The following is a 24897-nucleotide window of genomic DNA, read 5'->3' on the forward strand; positions in this document are numbered from 1 at the left end:
ATCACCTATTTTTAATGAGTATGGCAAAATATCCTATTCATATTTAATGGCTGAATAAGATGGGCTCAATCAATAGTATTGAAATTTAGGTATATAATATTTTAGCTAAGTACGATTTGGAAATTCTCATCCATAGAAAGAATTCCTTCCGCCAAGCTTTCAGGGTGTGTAGTAAAGCCTTTTAATTTTGAAGTTTTCCCTTTTAAAACCATATCCATCAATTGCTTTTCCGATAATTTTTTACCGAATATCTCAAACGAAATTTTAAAACCACAATTTTTAAAATCGGAACAGCCGACAGCGGTTTTTCCTTTCATTAAATAATGTTCTTTACATTTCGGACACTTGGTTTCTTCCCAGGACTGAAGTTCTTTTTTAACAGAAGGTTCACGTTTTTTCTTTTCCTTAACGACTTCCACCTTTTCTTCCTCTAAAGAAATGACCTTTCCTTTTCCATCAACTACTTTTTTAGTAAGATCTGTCACCATCTGGATCAGCTCATCTTTAAACTGATTGGCTTCATACTCTCCTTTTTCAATTTTACGCAGCTTTTGTTCCCATTCTCCGGTCAGTTCGGGACTTTTCAGAAGTTCATCCTCAATGGTATCAATTAACTGAATGCCGGTTTGGGTAGCGATAAGATTTTTTCTTTTCTTTTCTATATATTTCCTTTTGAAAAGGGTTTCGATGATGTTGGCGCGGGTGGATGGCCTTCCGATCCCATTGTTTTTAAGCAGTTCACGAAGCTCTTCGTCTTCCACCTGTTTTCCTGCAGTTTCCATAGCTCTCAACAGGGTTGCTTCAGTGTACGGTTTTGGCGGCGTAGTTTTTCCCTGGTGGATCATAGGATCATGAGGACCACTTTCCCCGACTTTAAATTCAGGAATAGTCTGCTCTTCTTCTTTCTCCTTCTCCTTATCAGCAACTTCTTCTTTTGGTTCTTTGGCATAAACCGCTCTCCATCCCGGTTCAAGAACCTGTCTGCCACTGGTTTTAAAAGGAATGGTTCCTACTTTTCCTTCCACCAGTGTATTTGAGATTTTACATTCCGGATAAAAAACGGAAATAAAACGTTTTGCAACAAGGTCATAAATCAGCTTTTCTTCCCTGCTGAGATTTTGGGAAGGCGGAATTTCTGTTGGAATGATCGCGTGGTGATCCGTTACTTTTGTATCATCAAAAACGGCTTTTGACTTTGGAATCGGAGCTTCCAGTAAAGGGGCAATCAGGTCCTGATAAGGATACATCTTCTGAAGGATGCCTGCTATTTTCGGATATAAGCTATCTGACAAGTAAGTTGTATCAACACGCGGATAAGTTACATGCTTTTTTTCGTAGAGACTCTGGATATAATTCAAGGTATTTTCTGCAGAATATCCATATTTTTTATTCGCTTCCACCTGAAGTCCGGTAAGGTCGAAAAGCCTCGGGTTTTTCTCCTTTCCTTCTTTAATTTCGAAAGAAACGATCTCAAAAGGATTTAATTTAAGATATTCGAGTCCTTTTTCTGCCCGGTCTAAGGTTTTCAAACGGTCAATTGCCGCATTGAAAATAACGTCACGGTATTTTGTTTTAAGCTCCCAATACTCTTCGGTGGTAAAAGCATCAATTTCTTTCTGACGCTGAACAAGCATCGCCAGAGTCGGCGTCTGTACTCTTCCGATAGAAAGAACAGCCTTATTTCCGCCAAATTTTTTGGTAAATAGCCTCGTGGCATTGATTCCCAGCAGCCAGTCGCCGATTGCTCTTGCATTTCCGGCCAGATACAGATTTTTGTATTCTTCAGCAGGCTTCAGGTTATCAAAGCCTTCCTTAATGGCTTCTTCGGTAAGAGACGAGATCCATAAACGCTGGACAGGTTTATTGCATTTTGCCTTCTGCAAAACCCATCGCTGGATCAGCTCTCCTTCCTGCCCGGCATCACCACAGTTAATGACCTCATCACATTCCTCCACTAATTTCTCAATCACTTTGAACTGATTTTCAACACCTTTATTTGGAATTAATTTGATCCCAAAACTGCTTGGAATAATCGGAAGTAAGAACAAATTCCAGGATTTATACTGAGGACCGTAATCATGTGGCTCCTTTAAAGTGCAAAGGTGTCCGAACGTCCAGGTCACACAGTATCCGTTGCCCTCCATATAGCCCTGTTTAGGCGTTGTAGCACCCAACACTTTGGCGATATCTCTGGCAACACTTGGCTTTTCGGCAATACAAAGTTTCATGAATTTCGGAATTATTGAAGGGGGACAAAAGTCGGGATTTTTTTTGGATTTTGCTAATTTAGTTAAGAGTTGATGTTTGCTTGGAAGATATAAACACCTGAATTAAAGGGTAATGAATTGATTATATATGGTCAGGCGAAAATTTAATTGCTGACACAATCAATAATTCCAAAAAGCGAAGTCCCTTTTACGATAAAATCTTGTTTTTACTATATTCTTCTGTTTTGCGAAATATATTTAAGTTCACATTTTAATTAATCTTAATTCATAATGTATTATTAAAATATTTATTAATACATTTTGAATACATGCTAAAATATTTCGTATCTTTTCTTCATTATTTCATGATTGTGTTTCTACCAGTTAAGACAATGATACTGATTTGTTCTAGTAGGCTCTAGGCTTTATGTAAACAAGTCTGCATTATAAAAAACAATAACCAAATAAACATAAAATCATGAGTAATGAGAATTTTAATGTTCCTGAACTTCTCCAAAATAAATTTAAGTCCCCATTCCCAACCCTGAAAAATCTCTATGCAGATCGGCTGCAGGAAATTACTGATTTCCACCAAATTTGATCGTTATAATAATACCGAATTTCCAAACGTTTCAGAATTAAAAGAAATGTTGGGGCAGAATTAACTTTGATAACCAAAGAAATACAATTATTAATAATAGAATAACTAAAAATAAAACTAATTAAAATGGAATCTGAAGTTAAACATTTCGAACAACCTTACGCATTAATTTTTGAATACCCATGGCCGGATTTGGTAAATCCTCATTTTGATCAAATGAAAGAAGATTTAGAAAGCTGGCTGGATACTGACTTTACTTTTTTATCTGCTAAAACCCGTGAAAGTTATAAACGTATGGGCCTACACGGGGCCACCGCCAGGATGCTTGCTATAGCACCAACTTATGAGCATGCAAGTGCCTGTAATCGTTTCATGATCTGGATTACCACTTTTGATGATTATTGCGGTTTATGTACTGTTGAAGAGGTAGATGATATACATAAAAGAATAATGGGTATTCTCAAAGGCAATCAGCCACTGCCTGATGCGCATCCTCATGATAAAATAATGGCACAGATCAGGGATGAATATCTTTCAGTTACATCTCCCGAATGGCTGGAAACATTCACTTTTTTTATGGATCGTTATATAAAATACGGAATGCGTGCTGAAGCCCCTTATAAGACAACAGGAACATTTCCTCCACGGAATTATTATATGATATTCCGGGAATACAGCATTGCCATGTATACCTATGAACCCTGGGCTGAACTTGGGCTTGGATTTGTTTTGCCCAAAGAAATTTCCGCTCATCCTGTAATCCAGCGAATTCAGGCATTAACATGTAGAATAATGAGCTGGCAAAATGATGTGTATTCACTGAAAAAGGAAATTGCCAGAAAAGGAGAGGTGATTAATTTGGTACTTATTATACAGCATGAAGAAAATATATCATTAGAGGAAGCGACACAAAAAGTAGTATCTATCCATAATGAAGATGTTGCCGAATTTGTTGCTCTACATGAAAACCTGCCGGATTTTGGTGATTGGGACGATCGGGTATATCAATATATACTTTATCAGGGTATGATGATTCAAGGATTGAATACTTGGTACATAAAAGATACTCTACGTTACCATTCCAGTGATCAGTATGCTGAAAAGGAATACACTCGGCTGAACGATAAAAATAAGTCTTAAGGAAGTATTATTCCTGCAATTGTCTTTCTTTTTGACTCTTTTTATTGTGCCTTATATCTAATGGTGATAGAAAAATCGCATATTCATTTTAAATAACTATTAATCAATATATTATAAATTAAAAAACAAAAAAATATTAAAAAGTCTATAATTTCAGTGGACTAATAAAAATATATGTCCTATATTTGCAACCGTATTCAGGAAATGAAATAAAATGAAACAGGAATTAAAACATCAGTCCGTAAATAAACAGGCCATCAAAACTATGATGATGTGCAACTGTATGCCTATGCATCAGAAATTCCGTGGCTGACCTAAAATTTAATATTACCATATTCTAAAGGCCTTACCACGTTGTAGGGCCTTTTTATTTTAATAATTATATAAAGATATACCAATGAGCACTTCTAAAAACAGCTGGCTGGTGCCGCTCGCATTTATTAATATTTATGTGATCTGGGGAGTTACATTCCTCGCCATTTCTTTTGGTTTAAAAGGATTTCCTCCTTTCATTCTTTCCGGATTCCGGTTTTTAGCAGCAGGACTTCTGATGCTGGGGTGGCTGGTTGCTAAAGGTGAAAAAGCAAATTCTTTAATCAACTGGAAAAAAAATGGGATTACCGGAATACTGATCCTTACCGGAGGAACAGGTCTTGTAGCCTGGGGCGAACAGTACGTATCCGCTTCTGAAGCAGCCATTGCCATTGCAACAGGTCCCTTTTGGTTCATTGCAATCGATAAGAAAAACTGGAAATATTATTTTTCAGATAAATTCATTCCAATCGGATTGATTATTGGATTTGCTGGCTTGATATTATTCCTGAACGGAAGCGTTTCCGGTGCCCATCATGCAGCAGCTGACGGAAAACTTCGGATCTCTGCATTTATTGTACTGGCATTAAGTTCTGTGGCATGGGTTCTGGGCTCTTTATATTCCAAGAAAAACCCGGCTTCACAGTCCACATTTATGAATATTGCCCAGCAGCTTATCATTGCAGGAGTTGCTTCTTTTATTATAGCCTCATTCAGAAGAGAATGGCACGGTTTTTCATTCTCCAATGTTCCTGTATCGGCATGGGCAGGAATATTGTTTCTTGTGTTCTTCGGATCGATAGTCGCTTACTTATCTTATATATGGTTGCTGTCTGTAAAACCGGCAGCACTGGTAAGTACCCATACTTATATTAACCCGATCGTTACGGTATTCGCAGGCTGGATTGTGGCCGGGCAAACCATTAACGGGAGCCAGCTGTACGGCCTGTCTGTGATATTGCTGGGAGTACTTCTTACCAACACAACCAAATATTTCAGGCTTTCGAAACGCTCAAAAGTAAAGATCAGAAGACTGAAAAGGTTTTTCAATAAGACCGTAAGACCGTATCAGCCTATTTAAAATTAAACTATACTATTAAAAATGATAGAAATCAAGAACATTTCAAAAACATTTCATCAGAAAAAACAGTCTTTCAAAGCATTGGATCAGGTAAGCCTGAGCATAGAAAAGGGAGACATTGTAGGGATTATAGGATTTTCCGGTGCAGGAAAAAGTACTCTGATCCGTACCGTCAACCTTCTGGAAAGACCTGACGAAGGCCAGATTATTATCAATGGAAAGGATTTCACTAAGTTAAGCCCAAAACAGCTTGCAGGTGAACGAAAAAAAATCGGGATGATTTTCCAGCATTTTAACCTGCTTTCATCGAGAACGGTTTTTGACAATGTGGCTCTTTCCCTGGAGCTTGATCATGTAAGCAAAGATGAGATTAATAAAAAAGTTAATGAACTGCTGAAAATCGTAGGGTTGGAAAACAAGGCCAATGATTATCCTAAAAGCCTTTCCGGAGGACAGAAACAAAGGGTAGCTATCGCGAGGGCACTGGCCAATGATCCTTACCTGCTTCTCTGTGATGAAGCCACCAGTGCACTGGACCCGGCAACCACACAGTCAATTCTGCAGCTTTTAAGAGATATTAATCAAAGACTCGGCATCACCATCCTGCTGATTACTCACGAGATGGAAGTCATTAAAGCAGTCTGCAACCATGTCGCGGTGATAGACAAAGGAAAACTATTAGCAAAAGGAACATTAAACGAGATTATTTCGGACAGGGAAAATCCGGTAATCCGACAATTTATAAATTCAGATATCATGACCATACCTCAGGAACTTAATAAAAAACTGCAGAAAGAACCGCAAGACGGCTTATTTCCGCTGGTTGAAATAGAACTTAATGAAAATATCAGTGTTGAAAAACTTCTTTCTACACTCTATGACAAGTATAAAATACCTTACAAGCTGCTGAAAGCCGATGTAGAATACCTCGGTGACTCCAATTTCGGGAAACTCCTGCTTCAGCTGCAGGGCGAAACCGAAGACAATCAGAAAGCGATCTATTATTTTAACCAGAATAAAATTCAAAATACAGTAAAAGGATATGCTTAGTGATTCGGTAATTTCTCTTTTGGGAAAAGGGCTATGGGAAACGGTTTATATGACGTTTGTTTCAGGATTTTTTGGATTTGTGCTAGGTCTTCCGGTCGGAATTCTGCTATTTTTAACGAGGAAGGGACAGTTGTTGGAAAATACAGCTTATTATAGAATTACCTCTGTCCTGGTCAATATTTTCCGTTCTATTCCTTTTATTATTTTGATTGTCTGGATGATTCCATTCACAAGAGTGATTATAGGAACTTCAATAGGAATGAATGCAGCCCTGGTTCCGCTGAGCGTGGGAGCGGCTCCATTTATTGCCAGGTTGGTGGAAAACAGTCTTCTTGAAGTTCCGCATGGTTTGATAGAGACCGCAAGAGCTTTGGGAGCATCACCTTTACAGATTATTCAGAAAGTATTGCTTCCGGAAGCACTCCCTTCCCTGATCAACAACGCGGCAATCACCTTAATTACATTAGTAGGCTATTCTGCAATGGGAGGCGCATTGGGTGCAGGTGGTTTAGGACAAATTGGCTATCAGTATGGATATATCGGCTATGATGCTGTGATTATGAATGTAGTTCTGATACTGCTTGTGGTATTGGTATTCATCATACAGTTTGCAGGAGACAGATTAGCGAAGAAATTTGACCACAGGTAAATACAATAACGGTAGCTTCGAGCACCTCAGCCACCTCTTTAACAACAAAAATTCTAATGAAAAAGATAAATATAATAGGCTTTTTAGTAGCCGGACTCTTCATATTCAGTGCATGTTCAGGAAAAAAAGATGATCCGAACCACATTGTAGTCGGAATTACTTACGGGCCGGAAATGGAAATTGCCGTAGCAGCAAAAAAAGTGGCCAAAGAAAAATATAACCTTGATGTGGAGCTTATTCCATTCAATGATTATGTGGTTCCGAATGAAGCTTTAAACAACGGAGATATCGAGGCTAATGCCTTCCAGCATGTTCCCTATCTGAATGAGCAGTCGAGACAGAGAGGATACAAGCTGGCTGTGGTTGGGAATACTTTTGTATATCCTATCGTTGCTTATTCAAAAAAGATCAGAAATATAAGCCAGCTGCAGAACGGAAGCACCATTGTTATCCCGAATGATCCTACCAATGAAGGCCGCTCATTACTTCTTCTTCAGAAAAACGGGCTTTTAAAATTAAAGGAAGGAACCGGCTTGTTACCTAAAGTCACAGACATCACTGAAAATCCAAAACAGTTGAAAATCCTGGAGATTGAAGCCCCACAATTACCGAGAGTACTGGATGACAGAGAAGTGGTTATCGCCATCATCAATAATAATTTTGCTTCACAGGCCGGATTAGATGCAGAAAAACAGGGTGTTTTCAGTGAAGATAAAGACTCACCGTATGTGAATGTAATTGTCGCAACTCATGATAATAAGAATTCTGCAAAAGTCAAAAATTTTGTAAAAGCCTACCAGTCAGAGGCTGTGGTTAAAAAAGCGGAAGAAATTTTTAAAGGCGGTGCAGTGAAGGGATGGGCAGATCATGAGTGATGCGGGGTTCGAGTTCCGGGGTTCAGGTTATAGTTGTACTCGCAACAGAAAGAGCTCAAACAACAACTGGTGGCTTCGAGTGCTTCAGCCATCAGATATTTGTCCTTCATCAATATTATGGAATTATTACCCTAATCTCAGAACTCGGAACTCAAACCCCGGAACCTGAAACCCATACCCGAAACCCTAAAATTTTCCAACAATCAAACTTCTTAAACTTGAAAATTAATTGAATTAATTTTATTTTCTCAATTTGAGATAATAAAATTTTACTTACTTTTGTTGTTAATCAATAAAAGGTATTTTATGTTCAAGAAAACCGCCATTGTAAGTTTATTCACCCTTATTACCGCTTCATATATGGCCCAGACTCATACTCAACCCATTTATTTAGATGAATCAAAACCTGTGGAACAGCGTATTCAGGATGCTCTTTCAAGAATGACGCTTGAAGAAAAAGTGGCTATGTTGCATGCCCAGTCCAAGTTCAGCTCACCCGGCGTTCCAAGACTGGGAATTCCTGAGTTCTGGACAACAGACGGCCCTCACGGGGTACGGCCTGAAGTGATGTGGGACGAATGGGACCAGGCCGGATGGACTAATGACTCGATCATTGCCTACCCTGCCCTCACAGCGCTTTCTGCAACATGGAACAAAAAAATGTCATGGAATTACGGAAAAGCTCTTGGGGAAGAAGCCCGCTACAGAAAAAAAGACATCCTTCTGGGACCGGGCGTTAATATTTACAGAACCCCGCTTAACGGAAGAAACTTTGAATATATGGGGGAAGACCCTTATTTAACGTCAAAAATGGTAGTTCCTTATATCAAAGGAGTTCAATCTAACGGGGTGGCTACTTCTGTGAAACATTTTGCTTTAAACAACCAGGAAATGTTCCGCCATACCAGTAATGTGAATGTAGATGACAGAACGCTTTATGAAATCTATCTTCCACCGTTCAAAGCGGCAGTGACCGAAGGTGATTCATGGACGATCATGGGGGCTTATGATATGTACAAAAACCAATATGCCAGCCAGAATCAATATCTTTTAAATGACATTCTGAAAAAGGAATGGGGTTACAAAGGGGTTGTGGTGTCTGACTGGGGAGCGGTAAACAATACGGAACAGGCCATCCACAACGGACTGGACCTTGAATTTGGCAGCTGGACCAACGGACTTTCTAAAGGAACTAAAAATGCTTATGATAATTATTATCTGGCAAAACCCTATTTAGACCTTATCAAATCCGGAAAAGTCGGTACACAGGAACTTGACGACAAAGTGACGAGACTTCTTCGCCTGGCTTATAAAACCACGATGAACAGGAACAAACCTTTTGGGAATGTTGCTTCTGAAGAACATAAGGCTATAGCCAAAGAGATCGGGGAAGAAGGTATAGTATTGTTGAAAAATCAAAGAAACGTACTTCCTATTGATGCGGATAAAGCTAAAAAAATTGCCGTTATCGGCGAAAATGCCATTAAGATCATGACTGTCGGTGGAGGTTCTTCATCGTTAAAGGTAAAATATGAAACCCTTCCCCTAGACGGAATCAAAAACAGATTTGGAAAACAGGCTGATGTACAATACGCAAGAGGCTATGTAGGCGATATCGGCGGAGAATACAACGGGGTAAAGTCCGGACAGAACCTTAAAGATGACCGTTCTCCAGAAGAATTACTTAACGAGGCTGTAGAACTGGCAAAAAAATCTGATTTCGTTATTTTCGTGGGAGGACTGAATAAATCTGACTTCCAGGACAGTGAAGGTAACGACCGAAAAAGCTACGGGCTTCCTTACAATCAGGACAATTTGATTTCTGCGTTGGCAAAAGCAAATAAAAACCTTGCAGTAGTTCTGGTTTCCGGAAATGCAGTAGCTATGCCATGGATTAAGGAGGTCCCTTCTGTGCTTCAATCCTGGTATCTTGGATCGGAAGCAGGTAATTCTATCGCTTCTGTTTTGGCAGGTGATGCGAATCCTTCCGGAAAGCTTCCGTTTACCTTCCCTGTGAAACTTGAAGATAATTCAGCGCACCGATTGGGAGAATATCCCGGACAGAAAGACGAACTGGCGGCCGGAAAAGGGAAAGACCAGAAAAACCCGATCAATATTACATACAATGAAGGTATTTTTGTAGGATACCGCTGGCATGACACGAAGAAGATAAAACCTTTATTCAGCTTCGGACATGGATTGAGCTACACCACATTTGAATTCGGAAAAGCAGCAGCTGATAAAACAGTGATGTCTCAGGATGATAAGATCACTTTCACCGTAACTGTAAAAAATACAGGGAAGAAAGCAGGTGCTGAAGTGACCCAGCTTTACATCAGCGATATGAAATCTTCCATACCTCGCCCCACAAAAGAATTAAAAGGATTTGAAAAAGTATTTTTAAATCCCGGAGAGCAGAAAGAAGTAACCTTTACCATTGATAAAACGGCATTGAGCTATTTTGATGCTGAAAAACATGATTGGGTAGCTGAACCCGGAGATTTTGAAGCACAGATTGGTAATTCTTCTGATGCGATCAAAACGAAAGTGAAGTTTACGTTGAAGTAATTATTAAAAACAATAAAAAAGCCCAATGATATTGGGCTTTTTTATTTATGGCAATTCAATTAGAAACTTGTAGGAGGTGTTGTTCTAACAATGATATTATTGCTGTTTTTTATAACTCTTAAAATGCCGTCGGCATAATCATTTGTAATTATTCTCTCTTTTCCATCATACATTTTTACTTTGAGCTGAAATGATGTCAGGTCAACTGGAATATCAATCAACTGATCAATATTCCATTTTATAATCCCCGAATTGGCTGCTATGGGCTCATTTTTTTCAATAATTTTATACACCGGACCTTTCACACCACAATTAATATGTCCCGGTCCGTGCCACCATCCTCCAAGGGACAGCTTATTAATCCTGTCACAGCGAGCCTGAATACTAATTCCGTGTTCATTGGAATCTCCCCACATAATATTCTCACATCTTGCTGCTTCCCCACCATAAGAAGTAACAGCAAAGTCTTTTCTTGCCTGCTCTCCGTTTCTAAGATCCCACCTGAAACCTACAAGCGGATTGGCCATTTTCCAAACATTACTATTTGTTGCTCTGAATTCACCGGCATCTACTTCATACATTTTACGTTCTTCAGAATTAAATGTTCTGATTCCATTGATCTCAAAATTACCAAAATTGGAAGGCAAAGAACTGATGAGCAACGTCCTTTTTACATGAGCATAATATGGGATGAAAAGAAAACTGCCATCTTTTGTTTCATGCTCAAGTTCGAGTTTAAAAACCTGGGGTGACTGGATGTCGAAGGTAAGTTCAGAAACAGGAAGTTCAAAACTTGCTTTTGTAGGTCCCTGGATATCAAGATTAATATATTGTCCGTTTTTTAGCTTATACTTTGCTTTTGCCTTATCGAGATTAACTCCACTAATGGTAAATAGAACAGTCTTTTTCAAAGTAGGAAAAATTACTTTCGGACTGTAATCCAATATGAAAGATCTTTTTTTAGATGTAATCAAATTTTCTGTGATCTGGTTAGCTCTTACTGTAAGTTCTTTAGCTGAATCAAGATAACCCTCAACATGTGAGTTAATATCATTTGACAATGCTTCCATTCGTGAAAATGTATCCCGGGATTTAGCATCAAGACTTGTGAAAGCCTTATCAAGCAAATCAGAATTAGTTTCTTTCCAGGCATCAAGAACGGACAATGCTTTCATAGCAGCACTTGCCACCGAATAATCTGCCCGGTCCATTGCCTGGTCAACAGTTTGAGTTAATGTTTTTGACAATTCGTCTAATGCTGCTCTTGTAGTGAGAGCTGTTGCTACCTGTGATCTGTACATTAATGATAAAAATGTAAGAAGAATAAAAATTGTTTTTTTCATGATGATCAGTTTTAGAATTACCATCAAAATTATTCCATAAAAGGATATACAGAAATAACCCTTTTGGGTAATTTTCATCTATAGCTCAAGACCATCCTGGTATAAAAAAGAGACCTAGATTTCCAGCCCCCAAGCTTATAATGTTAGCTTTGGAAGAAGGATGATGCAACTGACTTTCGAGGGTGGAAAAAGTATAAAGTACCCGTTAACTGATAGTATCAGATGATATGATCAACATTGGATTAATTGGGGCCAAAACATTGCAACTCAAATGGATTAAATTAATTGACACTTTCAAAATAATGAATCATCTCTCCCTGTGGAAGATAGTATTCTTGAGTATCGGTCTCTGAATCCCTGTTTCCGCTGTTTTCCAGAAAAGAATTACTGAAAAGGGCATATGAAGGCTGTTCCGCGAAGTCATTTTTAAGCATCTGATGGGCTTCAACGACTGTTTTGCCATAAAGTTTCTTAAAATTCCCGATACTGTACTGTGAAAACTTTCCATAATGTACAATGAATTTAAGTGACATATCGATAGGAATGCTCAGCTCCTTACTCAATTCTTTAATCTTTTGGTTAAAAGCATTCCGCATCTCCCAAAGCATCCTGGAAATACGCTGATAGGAAGGATTATTGTCATACCTGTAAAATAAAATAGCATCTCCTTCAATCTCTGAAATTTCAAAGTACTGATCGTTCATATCAATCAGGATAGATAATAATTGTCTTACAATATATTCTCCGGTATAAAGTTTTGTATTGAACACAAATTCAGTAAACCCGCTGAAATCGGGAATAAGAATGACACCTGCATGGATATTTGTATTCTTCATGATGAGTTCGTTTAAGCTTTCATCATCATAGACGAGGAAGAATTGCTTTTACTTTATGAAGAAAAGGAAAATTAACTTTTCGTTGTATTCACTTTCTATATCTCAACAATTAATTCCTTCATAACTGGCATTCCATAAAATAAAAAGAACCGGCAGAATAATGCCGATCCCCATTCATATAGTTTGTATATTTTAATAAAACTTACGAAACAGCTATTTCCGCATGCCCTATTTTTGAACTTTTAACGATGAAATAAAGAAGCATTCCAAGAGCTAGTAAAGCGTATCCGACCAGAATGATCAGGCTTAAATCTCCTACAGCATATTGAGAAGGAAAAATCTGGCTCATTAAAGTCATGAACGACAGTCCGATCCCTGCTCCTAAAAAGTAACTGGTAGAGCTTAAACTGGAAGCCACTCCATAATGAGAGGGCGCTACATCCTGAATTCCCATTACCGAAAGCGCTGTAAAGCAAAATGTCATTCCGATTCCTGAAATACAGGCTGCTCCCAATAATACAACGGTCAACGGGTGACCTGTATAAACCGCAATCAATAAAGATAAGGCTCCGGCAAGCATAAAACTCCAGCCGAAAACTCCCATCCGGGAAGAACTTAACCTTTTGGAAATATAAGGCAAAACAAATTTTGCCGCCAGTGCAGACATAATACTGAACGGTACCAGCATCAGCCCGGCAGATGCCGCACTGTGTCCCATATCTTTCTGAAGCATTAATGAAATAAGGAATAAAAACCCTATGAAAAAAGCCCCTAATGTGAAGAAAACAGCATTAGAAACTACTAATGATCTGTGTCTGAACATCTGCAAATCGATCAACGGCTGGGAGACAGATTTCAACCTGATCCATACAGCAGCCAGAAGCAAAACAGCAAGTACCAGGGAACCGATAATAACAAGAGGATTTTCTTTTATATGAACCAGCTCGTGCGTCCCGTAAGTAAGACTTAAAAGTCCCAAAACAAGCAAAATTCCTGATACAAGGTCTGTTTTCTGCCCTGCTTTATCTTTTTCGTCTGCAGGCAGATATTGGTAAGCAAAAATCAGGGTGATCAAAAGAATAGGAACATTAATCAGGAAAACCCAGTGCCAGCTTAAGTACGTACTGATAATTCCCCCTACTGAAAGCCCGCTTCCTGAGCCAATAGCAGCAAATGAACTGAAAATCCCAATGGCACGGTTACGTTCCTGCTCACCCCTGAACGTGTTGGTCACAATGGATAAAGCAGAAGGCATGATTAACGCAGCTCCCAATCCCTGAAGAGCACGGAATACAGCTAATGTTTCAAAACTTTGGGAAAGACCGGCTCCTAACGAAGTCAGCATAAAGATCAGAGCTCCGATAAGGAATATTTTCTTGCGCCCGATCTGATCGGAAAGCTTCCCTCCGATAATAAGAAAACCACCGAAAAACAGCACATATAAAGTTTGAAGCCACTGTACAGTTGCAGATCCGATATTGAACTGCTCCTGGATAGAAGGAATCGTTAAATTAATAATGGCAATATCCAAAGCCTCCACAAACGTTCCTACTGATGCTAATATTAATATTAAATTTTTCCTCTTGCCCATGTATTCAAATTTTCTGCAAAATTAATTTTAAAAGAACATATTTGAAAATTATATGTTAAATTTGGAACAAATAAACTATTCAATACCATATAAAAGAACAATTGAACTAATAACAGAATATCAATCTTTAAAAACAGAACAAATGACTACAGACCATTACATTCCGGACGAAAAAGACCTTTCTATCCTGCGATTACTCCAAAAGGATGCTAAAATGAGTGTACGTGATATTTCTGCCAGGATCAATCTAAGCCCTACTCCTACGCATGAACGGATCAAGCGAATGGAAAAACTGGGCATCATTAAGGAATACACCGCCGTGCTGGACCGTAAAAAAGTAAACAAAGGCATGATGGTGATCTGCATGATTGCCCTGAATGTCCATAATAAAAAAACTGCCGGAAAGTTTATAGAGGAAGTTGGGAAACTGAAGGAAGTAGTAGAATTTTATAACATCAGCGGAGATTTTGATTTCATGCTTAAAATCCTTGCTCCGAATATGGATGACTTTCATGAGTTTTTTGTGAATAAGCTTTCTGAAATTGAGGGAATCGGGCAGACGAAAAGTATTTTCGTGATGAACAGCATTAAGGAAAGTTCGCAGATCCTATAGATGTTTGTAGAAAGGAGTTTGTATATTTTGTTATCTCCCGTTGATTGAGTAGATTAAGCAGATGTTTATGTATAATAATGATGAAAATGATTTTTGATTTCAAATATTGATAAGCTTAAAAATTAAATTACACTATCAGTTATCAATATAAATCTGCAAGAAAATCTATTCTTCAATTTTAAAACCAGGATATTTAAGAATATTTTATCATTTTGTTTTCAGTATTTCTTTCCGGAATTACTAAATTGAAACTTCATTCTAACATCACAAATATGCCCTGGAATCCTGACGTTTACAATCAATTTAAAAATATCCGTTTCAAACCTTTTTATGATCTTGCTGAACTGATCACAGAGGAAAAGGAAATGAAAGCGGTAGACCTTGGCTGCGGAACAGGTGAACAGACGGCCATTCTTACTGAAAAATTCCCCAATGCACTGTTTACAGGAATTGATTCTTCTCCTGAAATGCTGGAAAAATCTAAAACCCTGGAAAATGAACGTCTCCATTTCAGACTTGCTACAACTGAAGAAATGCTGAACGCTGACGAAAACTGGGATCTTATTTTCAGCAATGCCGCTTTACAATGGTCGGACAATCATTATGACCTGTTTTCAAAACTCATCTCAAAATTGAAATCCGGTGGACAACTCGCTGTACAAATGCCTTACCAGCCGGGAAATACATTGAACAAAATTCTTTTTGAAATGGCAGAAGAAGAGCCTTTTAAGACGCAGCTTAAAAACTGGAACCGCCCGTCTGCTGTTCTTACCATAGATGAATATGCGCAAATCCTGTTCGATAATGGAATCGGGGATTTAAATCTGTTTCAGAAGGTGTATCCAATTATTGCCGACGATCATGAAACTTTGTTCAACTTTATTTCCGGATCCGCTTTAATTCCTTACCTGGAGAAGCTTGATGAGGAACAGCAGAAAAATTTCACCGTGGAATTTAAAAAACGTATTGAGAAAAATTTCCCCAAACTTCCTGCTATTTATTCCTTCAAAAGAATATTGATGTACGGTAGAAAAAAATAAAAAGCCCTGCTTAGGTTTAATGCAGGGCTTTTTTGACTATGAAGCTGTTTAAACTTTTATATTGATTATTTTTAACCACAAGAGGTTTAACACTTAAGTTTTTTAGAGCCAAACTTTATGTATAAAAGGTACCTAAGTCTTGGGAAAATCCTTGATTTTCATCTTATGTGAACTTTTATTCGGAATCATTTTTAAACTTAATTAGTTGAACTAAAGTGTTTTAAAATGAAAGCTTTTGTGACTTTTGTGGTTGTAAAGTTTAAACAACTTTTATGTTTATACAGTTATTATTTCCAATAATTCCAAACCGTTCCGTCGAAAACAGCAAATGTTTTACTGGCTATATCATAACAGATCATTCCGGGATACGGATTTTTTACAGTGAGATGAGGTGAAGATATTTTAGGGAGAATCATCGCTTTGTCGGATGATTCTAAGACAAGAACACCATCAGCACTCCCTTCCTTAGTTCCTATTACAACTCCTGTTCCGCTTTCATCCGAGTCGTTTAATATAATTGTTGCGGAATTTCCTGTATCACTCAATGCTTTCCAACTATTATTTTCATATACTTTTACTTTGTCATCCGAAGTATCAAAAATAAATGTTCCATTCGCTGTATTTCCAGAAGGAAGACCTTTTGTAGCAGGAAGAATCAGACCTTTTGTATTGGCAGGACTGTTGTTAAAGTCTAATATTGTGTCTTTCCCTTCAATGGTTTCTTTACCTATCGCTACCTGAGCATAGGAAGTGTTAAAAACCAATAGGATCAGAACAGCGCTTATCTTTTTTATATGTTTCATATTTTTACAGTTAGGTTAATCATTACAGCTTCTTTCAATACATTTCCATTGAGTTCCGTTATATAATTTTATACAGCGATCCTGGATATCATACACCAGCATTCCTTCTTTTGGTTCTGAAACGGCATCTCCCGACTGGGGAACCTGATTAACATGCGGTACCCTGGTAATAACAAATCCTTTGGTTCTCGATTCCAATGCCAGGAACCCATTGGGAATATTCTCAGGCCAGCCGGCTGTTTTCTGCTGTACAGTAATTCCCATTTTGGTATAAGTGTCGGGTACACCTGAAGCTCCGGGCTTGGTACAGTATTTATCCAGCTCATGAACGATCTCATCAGCAAAGCCACAAACCTGTTTATCGTCCGGAAGTCCTTCAGGCCATAAAGCCGGGCACACGGCCCTGGTTGCATTTGGACCGCAGAAACTGGCATTTCCAGGGGCAAGACCTGTCACCGTATCCATTGCAATGGCAACAATCTGGCTGTCGTTGCTAAGTATGGAAGCTCCTCCTCCGCTCACCTGCGCTTTGGCAATACAGTAAGCTTTTCCCAAAGGCGCCCCGATATAATTTACAAAAGGATAGGTGACAGACTGCTGGCTGAAGGTCCCGCATATCTCTACAACACTGTATGTTCCCATATCAATGGTAGAAGTTGCTCCGGGAAATGCTCCCATAAATGAAGGATCTTCCTGAGAAACTGATCCTGTAAGAGAAAGATATGCTTTGGTCCCTAATTTCACTTTTGAGTTTTTCTGACTTCCGAAAGATCCAATTATGATCGATCCTTCCGATTTTACGCTGGCCGCATCCCTGATATCCAGATCACCATTTGCTCTGATTCCTTTTACAATAAGTGCCGCTCCTGGCTGGATAATTAAAACTGCACCCTGAGGAATGGTAATATCATTGGTTAAGGTGAGATTTCCGCTAAGACAATAGGTGGTTCCAGGGTTCATTGTCTGACCGGTATAAGCGGTACACTGGGCACCTGCAATACCATAAAAAAGAGCTATTAACAAGAAAATCACTTTCTCATTAATAGCGCCAAAATTTAAATAATTCATACACTTTTATAATAAATTAAGATTTTTTAAACATTTTAAGAGCTAAAATGCGCTTTCCAAAATACAGGACCTATCAACAATTTATATACCAAAATTTTATTTACAGGAGCTATTTAAGCTGATATTATTGGAATTATAAACCTTAATTAACACAGCAACAATAATTTAAACAACTGTTTAAAAAAAATATTTTTTTACTATTTTTTTCTTGAGCTCAAAGAAAACTATTTTAACTGTATCACATTTTTTATAAGACAGTTTCCACTTACATAAATTTAAGACTGCCCGACTTCCCGGTGAACAATAACAAGATCCAGCCGGATTATTTTTCTGGGCAACTGGATTCAATCAACAATTGAATATTTAGAAAATTAAAAAGGTGTGCCAGTAAGCACACCTTTTCTAACGGTTATTTTTTTTACCCATCAACTCTCTAGTCTTCTGGAAATTCTATAATTTTTCCACCATTGAAAAACATTATATAGCATACTGCTCCTGTTGTCAATAATAAAAGGAGGCTCCAAAAGGCAATTTTATACCCATTCAGTTTCGTTTTCCTATGTTCTTCGCTATTTCTTCTGCTAAAGTCTTCAGGGATTCTACCTAAAGCCGGTTTTAGATTTCCCGGATGACCAGGCAACAGTGCATTTACCGAGCTGATAGTCCCGATATCCCTGCTGAGTCTGATCTTATCTGCAAATATCTTTCTGCTTTCCAGATGCTGTTTTCGGATGAATTCTACTTTTCCGTCTGACTTTAAATTTTTAACCAGATCATCTATTTTCGCAGCATATTGATCAAATTCCTGATTGATGGTTACGATACCTCCTTTTGATTCAGTGATTTTTTTTTCGTTTTCCTGATGTTTTCTTTCGTTTTGAGCAATCTGTTTTTCAAGATCGTTAATGATGGCTTTCCTGTCTTCTTTCAGGTTTTCTTTCTCCTGTTCCAGTTCCTGTATACAGCTGTTTATGAGCTTTGATTTTTCCTCATCCGACTTTTGAATTTCACGGTCAAATCCTTTTCCATCTACAATTTTAAAAATCCCTTTCTGCTGGACAAATTCAGCAACTTCACGATTTTCAGTGAAATAGATCATATCATATGTACTCAAAAGCCCTGCTGTCCTGCTCAATAAAGACTGAAGCTGGGTAGAGCTCTTCTCCATATAAACCATCAGGTAATTGCCGGATTGTGCAGTACCGGGGATTTCTACCTGACGGAGATTCAGATTGATTTTATCAAAGTCCTTTGGCTTATCAATAGAAAATTTATCGGAATGATTAATGGCAATAGTGCCGTCCGCAACATTACGATCTTCAAGATGTTGATGGAATTCATCCAAAACATCAATGACAAGACCTTCAGGAGCTATCTTATCCACAAAAATAAGGCTCGATCCTATAAATGTACCGCCACGCTGTGAGTTCTGTTCTTTTGCAAAAGTGTAAACAGTGTAAGAAATCAGAGATGAACTGCCTGCCGGCTCTATCCGCATGCCATAAACCCTGCTACCGGGGAAAAGCTTAATAGCATCTGTTTTTAAATCAAATGTTCTGATATTTTTAGCTATTTCCGCATTACCTCCCAGGAAATAAGACTGCCTGAAACCGTTCGGGTTCCCAAAAGTCCCGAACGCAGAAAAAAAGTAAGTACTGCCCATCAGTTGGTAAAGCTAAATTTTAAACGTTCCCAAAATGTTCCTTCATAATCCAGATCGTAACCGGTAATGCTTCTGTACAACCATTTGGACAGAACTTCCGCTGTAGACAGATTGAGCAGATTCACCCGCTCCTGCCCTATTGAATTCTGGACGCTCCCGATGGTATAATAGGATTTGCTCAGTCCATAGGTATTAATTCTTTGTGAAGTCATTGGCAGGCGATCGGTAATAAAGCCTTCCAGCTCTTCGGCACTTTCTACATCCATCCTTCCCGATTTGTCCCATTTGGAAATCACCAGTACGGCATTTACAGATTTCAGGTTCTTCCCTTTTCTTTCCAGCTCATCCAGAAATTCGTTGATCAGGCTATCTTCTTTATGGGCAGAATCGTAGCTGGTAACAATAATAAAGGTAAGCGGCACATTGGCGTTCAGAAAAGATTCTATACTGCTGTGGTAGCTTCCGCCTCTTCTGATCTCATTATGATTTTCCCCTGAGGTCTCCAGAAAAGTAAGGTCAATAGGAACCACTTTTTTTGACTTATTGTTAGGTTCGAAAACCAGATCCAGGCGGGTTACCTGATCTCTTGTTGATCTGCCCGGTAAAATTCCCTGTCTTATGTTTTCAAAAAAATCAGACAGCAGTACGTTGGCCTCTTTACTGTTGGGCGTTCCAAGTTTTGGTCTCAGTACCCCTGCATGAGATTTCAGATAATAAAGCATAGAGGATAAAATCACAGATTTTCCTGAATCTGCTGTTCCGAAAAAGAATACAAAGTTGCTTTCCTTATTTTTAATATCGTTGGAAATGGTTCTGGCAATGGGAACGAAATCATCCTGTATCTGCTGGTCATGATCAAATGACAGAGGCCTCAGCATTTCTTCCGCTTCCTGATCAAAAGAAAGGGGTTTAAATTTCTCGTTAAAATTTTCCATGGTTTAATTATTAGGAATTAAGGTATTTCCGCTTCTTTTATTATTGAAAACACTTCCCCGGTTGTTTCGGTTGTTATCGGGACTTGTAACCAGCAAGATGATAATCACAATGACAAAGTCCAGCAAAATACACCCTGCAAGCACTACAAACTGGTACATCCCAAAGTGTTTGATGGCATGTTCAAATGCAAAACCAATTTTTCCTACTTCCTGAGTCTGGGAAACGAGAGGCTCAAAATGAATTTTCTCATTGCCCAAAACAGTTTGTGCCCGGCTGCCCAATTTGTTATACTCGGCAAGGGATTCATCGATAACGCCCTGTGACAGGTCATCTTTTTCTTTTTTAGATAAAAGAAGCAAATCCTGAATATTTTTATTCCATTTTAAAGAAGCATTATTCAGGTCTGTCTTCAATGCTCTTTCTTCAGGAGACAGATCAGAGATCATATTATCGATCTGATGCCCCATTCTTTCGGAGAGATCTTCATAATCATTTCCAACGGGAGTAAGCAGATCCACTTTCTGGCCTGTCAGTTTTTCAATATCCCTGATTAATGACTGGGCGCGGGTTCCTATTCCTTTGTTTCCGGGATCTTTGATCTGTTCCATCAGCTGCTTTTTCTTGATCTCGATATTTTGGGTGGTGATTTTATTGTATTTATAGCTCAGCTTGGATTCTACATCGTTTTCGAGAGCCATAAAGCTTTTATTGATATCCCGTAGTTCATCGGTATAAATATCTGTTTTCATAAATCTGGTATACAGCGCATTAAAATTGGCAATGAAACAAAAAGAGGCGATAAATACATAGATTCCGACAAGGCTTCCGGTAGGTTTTCCTTCAAGCTTGGCATTCCGAAGCATCCAGCACAGGAACAAAAGTAAAAGGGATAATACCAGGGCAATAACAAATGATGCAGGGCCGAAGATCTGCTGGAGCCCTAGCCATGTCTGATAAAAGCTTACGCTGATGAGCAGCAGGGCAAGGATTCCCAAAAACAGGTCTGCAGGAGTTATTTTCTTATTCATAATTATTGAGTTTGTTTGTTTTCGTTTTATAGGTCCAAAACTACAAACACCCCTGAAAGAAAAATTACGGAAAACCGTAAACAGAATTTTATCAATTTAAAACGAATTGGTGGTAAATAATTTGAAATCTCTGTACCGAAAAGGGTTTCGGAATAATTAGATCAAACAAATAAAGTATATAGATATTAAAAATAATTCAAAAACACTCCCTTTATCATTGATTTTAAACCAATTACTATCATTTCAAAATCACTTTATCGTGATTAAAATGCATTTTTAACGCAAATATTTCATACTTTAGTGATAACTAAAACCATTAAATTCAAAATTTATGAAAACATCATTATTATCCATGAAAAATGGACTGGCTACTGCTATGGTCCTTTTAACAGGTATTGCAAGTGCCCAGCAGTGGGATATCAATGGAAATGCGGGTATCACCCCGGCCAATTATGCAGGAACAGTGGACCCAATCGCTTTTTATCTGAGAACCAATGGAGCTTCAGCTAATCCAGGACAGGCTATTCTTAACGAAGCCGGTTCGTTTATTGTAGATGCTGTAAATAATTCCAATGTCGCCAAAGTAAAAGGAAGCATTGTTGTCGGAAGCTCCAACATTCTTGGAAGTGGTACCGGAAGTTCTCTGGTTGCCGGCTGGCAAAATGACCTGGCTAATGGCGGAGGTGCCAATATCATTGGTGGACAGGCCAACGCCGTTCTGAATGGAGCAAGCAAATCTGTAGCTCTGGGCTGGAAAAACATCATCAGAAACCATAACCAGTTTGCATTGGGAGTAGGTATTGATCTTAAAGATGTTTATTCCGGCGGATTCGGAATTGATCTTGCCGCTACAGGAAACCGTTCTTTTGTGATAGGCTCCGGGACGGGAGGTGCAAAACTAACGAACAATATTCCATTATCAATTATGTTCGGGTTATCGACTACATCCACGATGCTGATCAAAGATAAAAGTGTCGGTATTCTTACGCTCACTCCTACCGCCAATTTTCATACGGTAGGAACCGTAAGGCATGAAAATCTGCCTACAGGAAGCGGCCGTGCCCTGGTAGTAGATCCAAACGGAAATGTAATGGTTTCCAATACCGCCCTTAACAGAATAGCATCTTCTGATGAAACCATCCTGAAGCTGGAAGACCGCATTAAAAATCTTGAAAATACGGTAGAAGAGCTGAAGCAACTGTTACTGAATAAAGGTGTTTCATCAACCGATATATCGTCAGCTGATGTAGCCAAACTAGCTCAGAATGTTCCCAATCCCACCAAAAACGGAACCAACATCAGCTATTACCTGCCGGAAAATACAAAAACAGCATCTATTGAGGTCTACAATATCTCCGGGCAACTGGTAAGATCTTTCCCGCTCCGCGAAAAAGGGAATGGATCGGTTACGGTTTCAAGTTCGGATCTTCCATCCGGTACGTATGTGTATACCATGATAGCAGACGGAAAGATTACAGGTTCTAAAAAAATGATTATGGAGGATTAAATGCTTGATATATTATTTTCAAAAAAATGAGCAATGGAGATTTCCATTGCTCGTTTTTTTCTTTGATCAGAAATAATCTATCAGATAAAAACAGATTCCTGCTTTTCATAAAATAAAATTTCATGCTTTTCATCATCTGATAAAAGTAATCCCGGAATTTTTTTCTCAAGAAATACCAACAAACCCATTCCCCTTTCAAAAATTTCCTTTTTTGTCCAGTATTTATTCCTACTGATATCAATTTCATTATAGGAACCGGTAGTAAATCTATCTTGTTTAACCTCCCATGAAAGATTTCCCAGAGAGGAATTTTTTCCATTTTTCAAAATGGTAAGGTTACCAAGAGAATTAAGAAATACTTTTTCTGCAAAATATTTTTCATCTTCACTGTCAAAGCAATTGCTTACCTCCTTTACCTGATCCAGCCAATAGGTTGAATATTGCTGTGGAATGATATGCTCGATTGTTGTCACATCATAATCAGACCAGGACACTTTATCGTTTGTTTCTTTAAATCTAAGTTTTAATTCTTCTTCATATTCAAAGAGATAGTATTTTAAAATACCCCATCTGTGAAAACCTTTTGCTCCTTTTACATAAGTATACAAAGACTTGAATGCATTTACAATATTCTGGTTTAGAATTTCACTATTTAAATAATCAGACATTTCTGTGCGAACTTCTAGCAATACTTCATTGAAATCATCATTTTCAGAATATAATTTTCTTGCCCAGCTTGCTGTATTCCTTTCATCCATAATCCAAATTCCAGGAACTCTGTTTCTAAATAATATCTTTTCCAGATCATCCAAAATCTGCAGAAGTATATCCTTATCTTTAATTTTGTATAAGAGAGTAGCAATAAATATTTTAATTTCCTTACTTCTGTTTAAAGTCAGAATCTTATTAATGATCGGGAATGAAGATTTATGAAGCTCATACCAGATCGGAGCGAGATCCGAAAGCTGAAAAATATAATCACTTATCTTTTTGTGGGAAACCTTAGCTTCTTTAGCATCAGACTCATCAAGATCATATTTTTCGGATTTATTACAAAACATTTTAAAGATTTTTTCTTCAGCTAACTTTTCAGAAAAAACAGAATCTTTCGGCCTGCGATACAATGATAAATGCGCTGACAAAAACTCATCTTCATCTAAATAATTATTAGAATCCTTTGCTAAAGAATTATATATTTTTCCCCAGGCAGTATTGATATCTTTCCTAAGTTTATTTCTATCTTCATGGGGTTGCACTAATTTTTCATTCAGATAGATCAGTCTGTTTTTTAACTTCTCTAAAATAGTTAGTGGTTTCCCTCTGTTATTCATTGTTTCAAAGACTGCCTGGACATCTAAGTCTTTTTCAATTTTACGGATATCGAATAATAAAGACGTTGTTATTTTTCTGAAAACAAGATCCCTCTCACTGTAGGTCAGATTTTTAATTTTATCTTCGAAAAATTGTTTAGCAAAAAGTAAATTTTTTGCATATAAATTAATAATAGAATTATCTAATAGTTCAGACTTATCTTCAAAAATATTCTGATATAAAAATTTGTAATTTTTATCACTATCCTGATACCCAAATTTATATACTTTACTATGACCTGACTGGTTGATTTGATAAAGAAATTTCTCAATCCATGTTTCTTTTCTTTTATCTGCATACCCTGTTTCTGACGATTGTATCAATACAAAAAGTAAAATATTCAAAGTCGTCAGCCTTTGCTGACCATCAACAACATAAAAAAAATCATCACTGATCCACTTTTCTGAATCAAGCGCTTTTGTTCTTTCCAAAAAAATAGTTCCTACATAATGTTTTTTAAGTTCACCATCCACTTCCTGAATCTCATCTACATCATCCCATAATTCGTTTAATTGTTTTTCATTCCATGAGTAACCTCTTTGGTAATCCGGTATTCTAAAGAATCCTTCAGAAAATACTCTGTTTAAATTTATTGCTTCCATAGTTATTATATCG

The 24897-nt window shown here is 37.9% G+C and carries 19 protein-coding genes; 9 read left to right on the forward strand and 10 right to left on the reverse strand.

What is annotated here, in order from left to right:
* Positions 1–101: 101 nt before the first annotated feature.
* The gene (locus ACM40_RS06495; RefSeq protein ID WP_048502025.1) at positions 102–2228 is read right to left on the reverse strand and encodes a type IA DNA topoisomerase; all 2127 of its coding nucleotides are present in this window, start codon (positions 2226–2228) and stop codon (positions 102–104) included.
* Positions 2229–2934: 706 nt separating this feature from the next.
* On the opposite strand from ACM40_RS06495, the gene ACM40_RS06500 reads away from it, so the two are divergent.
* The 6 genes from ACM40_RS06500 (at position 2935) to ACM40_RS06525 (ending at position 10483) form a co-directional block, all read left to right on the forward strand.
* Positions 2935–3948, forward strand: coding sequence for a terpene synthase family protein (locus ACM40_RS06500; protein ID WP_048502026.1), 1014 nt, complete (start codon positions 2935–2937; stop codon positions 3946–3948).
* 397 nt (positions 3949–4345) lie between these two features.
* A complete protein-coding gene (locus tag ACM40_RS06505) occupies positions 4346–5341 on the forward strand; it encodes an EamA family transporter (RefSeq protein WP_048502027.1) in 996 nt (331 codons plus the stop codon).
* A 21-nt stretch (positions 5342–5362) separates the two neighbouring features.
* A complete protein-coding gene (locus tag ACM40_RS06510) occupies positions 5363–6391 on the forward strand; it encodes a methionine ABC transporter ATP-binding protein (RefSeq protein WP_048502028.1) in 1029 nt (342 codons plus the stop codon).
* Positions 6384–7040, forward strand: a complete 657-nt coding sequence (metI, locus tag ACM40_RS06515; RefSeq protein ID WP_048502029.1) for a methionine ABC transporter permease MetI — start codon at positions 6384–6386, stop codon at positions 7038–7040. The genes ACM40_RS06510 and metI overlap by 8 nt, the downstream gene beginning before the upstream one ends.
* 56 nt (positions 7041–7096) lie before the next feature.
* Positions 7097–7915, forward strand: coding sequence for a methionine ABC transporter substrate-binding lipoprotein MetQ (metQ, locus tag ACM40_RS06520; RefSeq protein WP_083996804.1), 819 nt, complete (start codon positions 7097–7099; stop codon positions 7913–7915).
* 360 nt (positions 7916–8275) lie between these two features.
* Positions 8276–10483: a glycoside hydrolase family 3 C-terminal domain-containing protein gene (locus tag ACM40_RS06525; RefSeq protein WP_410492734.1), complete on the forward strand. Its 2208-nt coding sequence runs from the start codon at positions 8276–8278 to the stop codon at positions 10481–10483.
* 59 nt (positions 10484–10542) lie between these two features.
* Here ACM40_RS06525 and ACM40_RS06530 read toward each other — a convergent pair whose 3' ends face one another.
* From ACM40_RS06530 to ACM40_RS06540, 3 genes are all read right to left on the reverse strand, one after another.
* Positions 10543–11826 (reverse strand): hypothetical protein, encoded by a 1284-nt coding sequence (locus tag ACM40_RS06530; protein ID WP_131705340.1) that lies wholly within the window; start codon positions 11824–11826, stop codon positions 10543–10545.
* A gap of 281 nt (positions 11827–12107) precedes the next feature.
* On the reverse strand, positions 12108–12662 hold the full coding sequence (locus ACM40_RS06535; protein WP_048502032.1) for a DUF2652 domain-containing protein: 555 nt from the start codon (positions 12660–12662) through the stop codon (positions 12108–12110).
* 202 nt (positions 12663–12864) lie between these two features.
* A complete protein-coding gene (locus tag ACM40_RS06540; protein ID WP_048502033.1) occupies positions 12865–14253 on the reverse strand; it encodes an MFS transporter in 1389 nt (462 codons plus the stop codon).
* Positions 14254–14395: 142 nt separating this feature from the next.
* Between ACM40_RS06540 and ACM40_RS06545 the strand changes: the two genes are divergently transcribed.
* Positions 14396–14866, forward strand: a complete 471-nt coding sequence (locus tag ACM40_RS06545; protein WP_048502849.1) for an Lrp/AsnC family transcriptional regulator — start codon at positions 14396–14398, stop codon at positions 14864–14866.
* Between the two features lie 272 nt (positions 14867–15138).
* A complete protein-coding gene (locus ACM40_RS06550) occupies positions 15139–15906 on the forward strand; it encodes a methyltransferase domain-containing protein (RefSeq protein WP_048502850.1) in 768 nt (255 codons plus the stop codon).
* Positions 15907–16193: 287 nt separating this feature from the next.
* Here ACM40_RS06550 and ACM40_RS06555 read toward each other — a convergent pair whose 3' ends face one another.
* The 5 genes from ACM40_RS06555 to ACM40_RS06575 form a co-directional block, all read right to left on the reverse strand.
* Positions 16194–16709 carry a hypothetical protein gene (locus ACM40_RS06555; RefSeq protein WP_048502034.1) on the reverse strand — a complete coding sequence of 172 codons (516 nt, stop codon included), beginning with the start codon at positions 16707–16709 and terminating at the stop codon, positions 16194–16196.
* Positions 16710–16724: 15 nt separating this feature from the next.
* Positions 16725–17777 (reverse strand): hypothetical protein, encoded by a 1053-nt coding sequence (locus ACM40_RS06560; RefSeq protein ID WP_048502035.1) that lies wholly within the window; start codon positions 17775–17777, stop codon positions 16725–16727.
* 433 nt (positions 17778–18210) lie between these two features.
* A complete protein-coding gene (locus ACM40_RS06565) occupies positions 18211–19440 on the reverse strand; it encodes a coiled-coil domain-containing protein (RefSeq protein ID WP_048502036.1) in 1230 nt (409 codons plus the stop codon).
* Complete coding sequence (locus tag ACM40_RS06570; protein ID WP_048502037.1) at positions 19440–20375, reverse strand: hypothetical protein; 936 nt, start codon at positions 20373–20375, stop codon at positions 19440–19442. The genes ACM40_RS06565 and ACM40_RS06570 overlap by 1 nt, the downstream gene beginning before the upstream one ends.
* A gap of 3 nt (positions 20376–20378) precedes the next feature.
* On the reverse strand, positions 20379–21404 hold the full coding sequence (locus ACM40_RS06575; protein WP_048502038.1) for a hypothetical protein: 1026 nt from the start codon (positions 21402–21404) through the stop codon (positions 20379–20381).
* 331 nt (positions 21405–21735) lie between these two features.
* Here ACM40_RS06575 and ACM40_RS06580 point away from each other — a divergent pair, with 331 nt between their 5' ends.
* Entirely contained in the window at positions 21736–22911 is a 1176-nt protein-coding gene (locus ACM40_RS06580; protein ID WP_083996805.1) for a T9SS type A sorting domain-containing protein, read from the forward strand.
* An 80-nt stretch (positions 22912–22991) separates the two neighbouring features.
* On the opposite strand, the gene ACM40_RS06585 is transcribed toward ACM40_RS06580, so the two are convergent.
* Complete coding sequence (locus ACM40_RS06585; RefSeq protein WP_131705341.1) at positions 22992–24884, reverse strand: DUF262 domain-containing protein; 1893 nt, start codon at positions 24882–24884, stop codon at positions 22992–22994.
* Positions 24885–24897 lie beyond the last annotated feature (13 nt).

Origin of the sequence: Chryseobacterium sp. BLS98 (assembly GCF_001045445.1) — a bacterium.
GTDB lineage: Bacteria > Bacteroidota > Bacteroidia > Flavobacteriales > Weeksellaceae > Chryseobacterium.

What these genes read in the sequence shown, in the direction of transcription:
- metI (WP_048502029.1), top strand. Translation starts at nt 6,384, where the DNA reads ATGCTTAGTGATTCGGTAATTTCTCTTTTGGGAAAAGGGCTATGGGAA.
- ACM40_RS06575 (WP_048502038.1), bottom strand. Translation starts at nt 21,404, where the DNA reads ATGAATAAGAAAATAACTCCTGCAGACCTGTTTTTGGGAATCCTTGCC.
- ACM40_RS06525 (WP_410492734.1), top strand. Translation starts at nt 8,276, where the DNA reads ATGGCCCAGACTCATACTCAACCCATTTATTTAGATGAATCAAAACCT.
- ACM40_RS06530 (WP_131705340.1), bottom strand. Translation starts at nt 11,826, where the DNA reads ATGAAAAAAACAATTTTTATTCTTCTTACATTTTTATCATTAATGTAC.
- ACM40_RS06495 (WP_048502025.1), bottom strand. Translation starts at nt 2,228, where the DNA reads ATGAAACTTTGTATTGCCGAAAAGCCAAGTGTTGCCAGAGATATCGCC.
- ACM40_RS06510 (WP_048502028.1), top strand. Translation starts at nt 5,363, where the DNA reads ATGATAGAAATCAAGAACATTTCAAAAACATTTCATCAGAAAAAACAG.
- ACM40_RS06565 (WP_048502036.1), bottom strand. Translation starts at nt 19,440, where the DNA reads ATGGGCAGTACTTACTTTTTTTCTGCGTTCGGGACTTTTGGGAACCCG.
- ACM40_RS06535 (WP_048502032.1), bottom strand. Translation starts at nt 12,662, where the DNA reads ATGAAGAATACAAATATCCATGCAGGTGTCATTCTTATTCCCGATTTC.
- ACM40_RS06585 (WP_131705341.1), bottom strand. Translation starts at nt 24,884, where the DNA reads ATGGAAGCAATAAATTTAAACAGAGTATTTTCTGAAGGATTCTTTAGA.
- ACM40_RS06555 (WP_048502034.1), bottom strand. Translation starts at nt 16,709, where the DNA reads ATGAAACATATAAAAAAGATAAGCGCTGTTCTGATCCTATTGGTTTTT.
- ACM40_RS06505 (WP_048502027.1), top strand. Translation starts at nt 4,346, where the DNA reads ATGAGCACTTCTAAAAACAGCTGGCTGGTGCCGCTCGCATTTATTAAT.
- ACM40_RS06500 (WP_048502026.1), top strand. Translation starts at nt 2,935, where the DNA reads ATGGAATCTGAAGTTAAACATTTCGAACAACCTTACGCATTAATTTTT.
- ACM40_RS06580 (WP_083996805.1), top strand. Translation starts at nt 21,736, where the DNA reads ATGAAAACATCATTATTATCCATGAAAAATGGACTGGCTACTGCTATG.
- metQ (WP_083996804.1), top strand. Translation starts at nt 7,097, where the DNA reads ATGAAAAAGATAAATATAATAGGCTTTTTAGTAGCCGGACTCTTCATA.
- ACM40_RS06540 (WP_048502033.1), bottom strand. Translation starts at nt 14,253, where the DNA reads ATGGGCAAGAGGAAAAATTTAATATTAATATTAGCATCAGTAGGAACG.
- ACM40_RS06545 (WP_048502849.1), top strand. Translation starts at nt 14,396, where the DNA reads ATGACTACAGACCATTACATTCCGGACGAAAAAGACCTTTCTATCCTG.
- ACM40_RS06550 (WP_048502850.1), top strand. Translation starts at nt 15,139, where the DNA reads ATGCCCTGGAATCCTGACGTTTACAATCAATTTAAAAATATCCGTTTC.
- ACM40_RS06570 (WP_048502037.1), bottom strand. Translation starts at nt 20,375, where the DNA reads ATGGAAAATTTTAACGAGAAATTTAAACCCCTTTCTTTTGATCAGGAA.
- ACM40_RS06560 (WP_048502035.1), bottom strand. Translation starts at nt 17,777, where the DNA reads ATGAATTATTTAAATTTTGGCGCTATTAATGAGAAAGTGATTTTCTTG.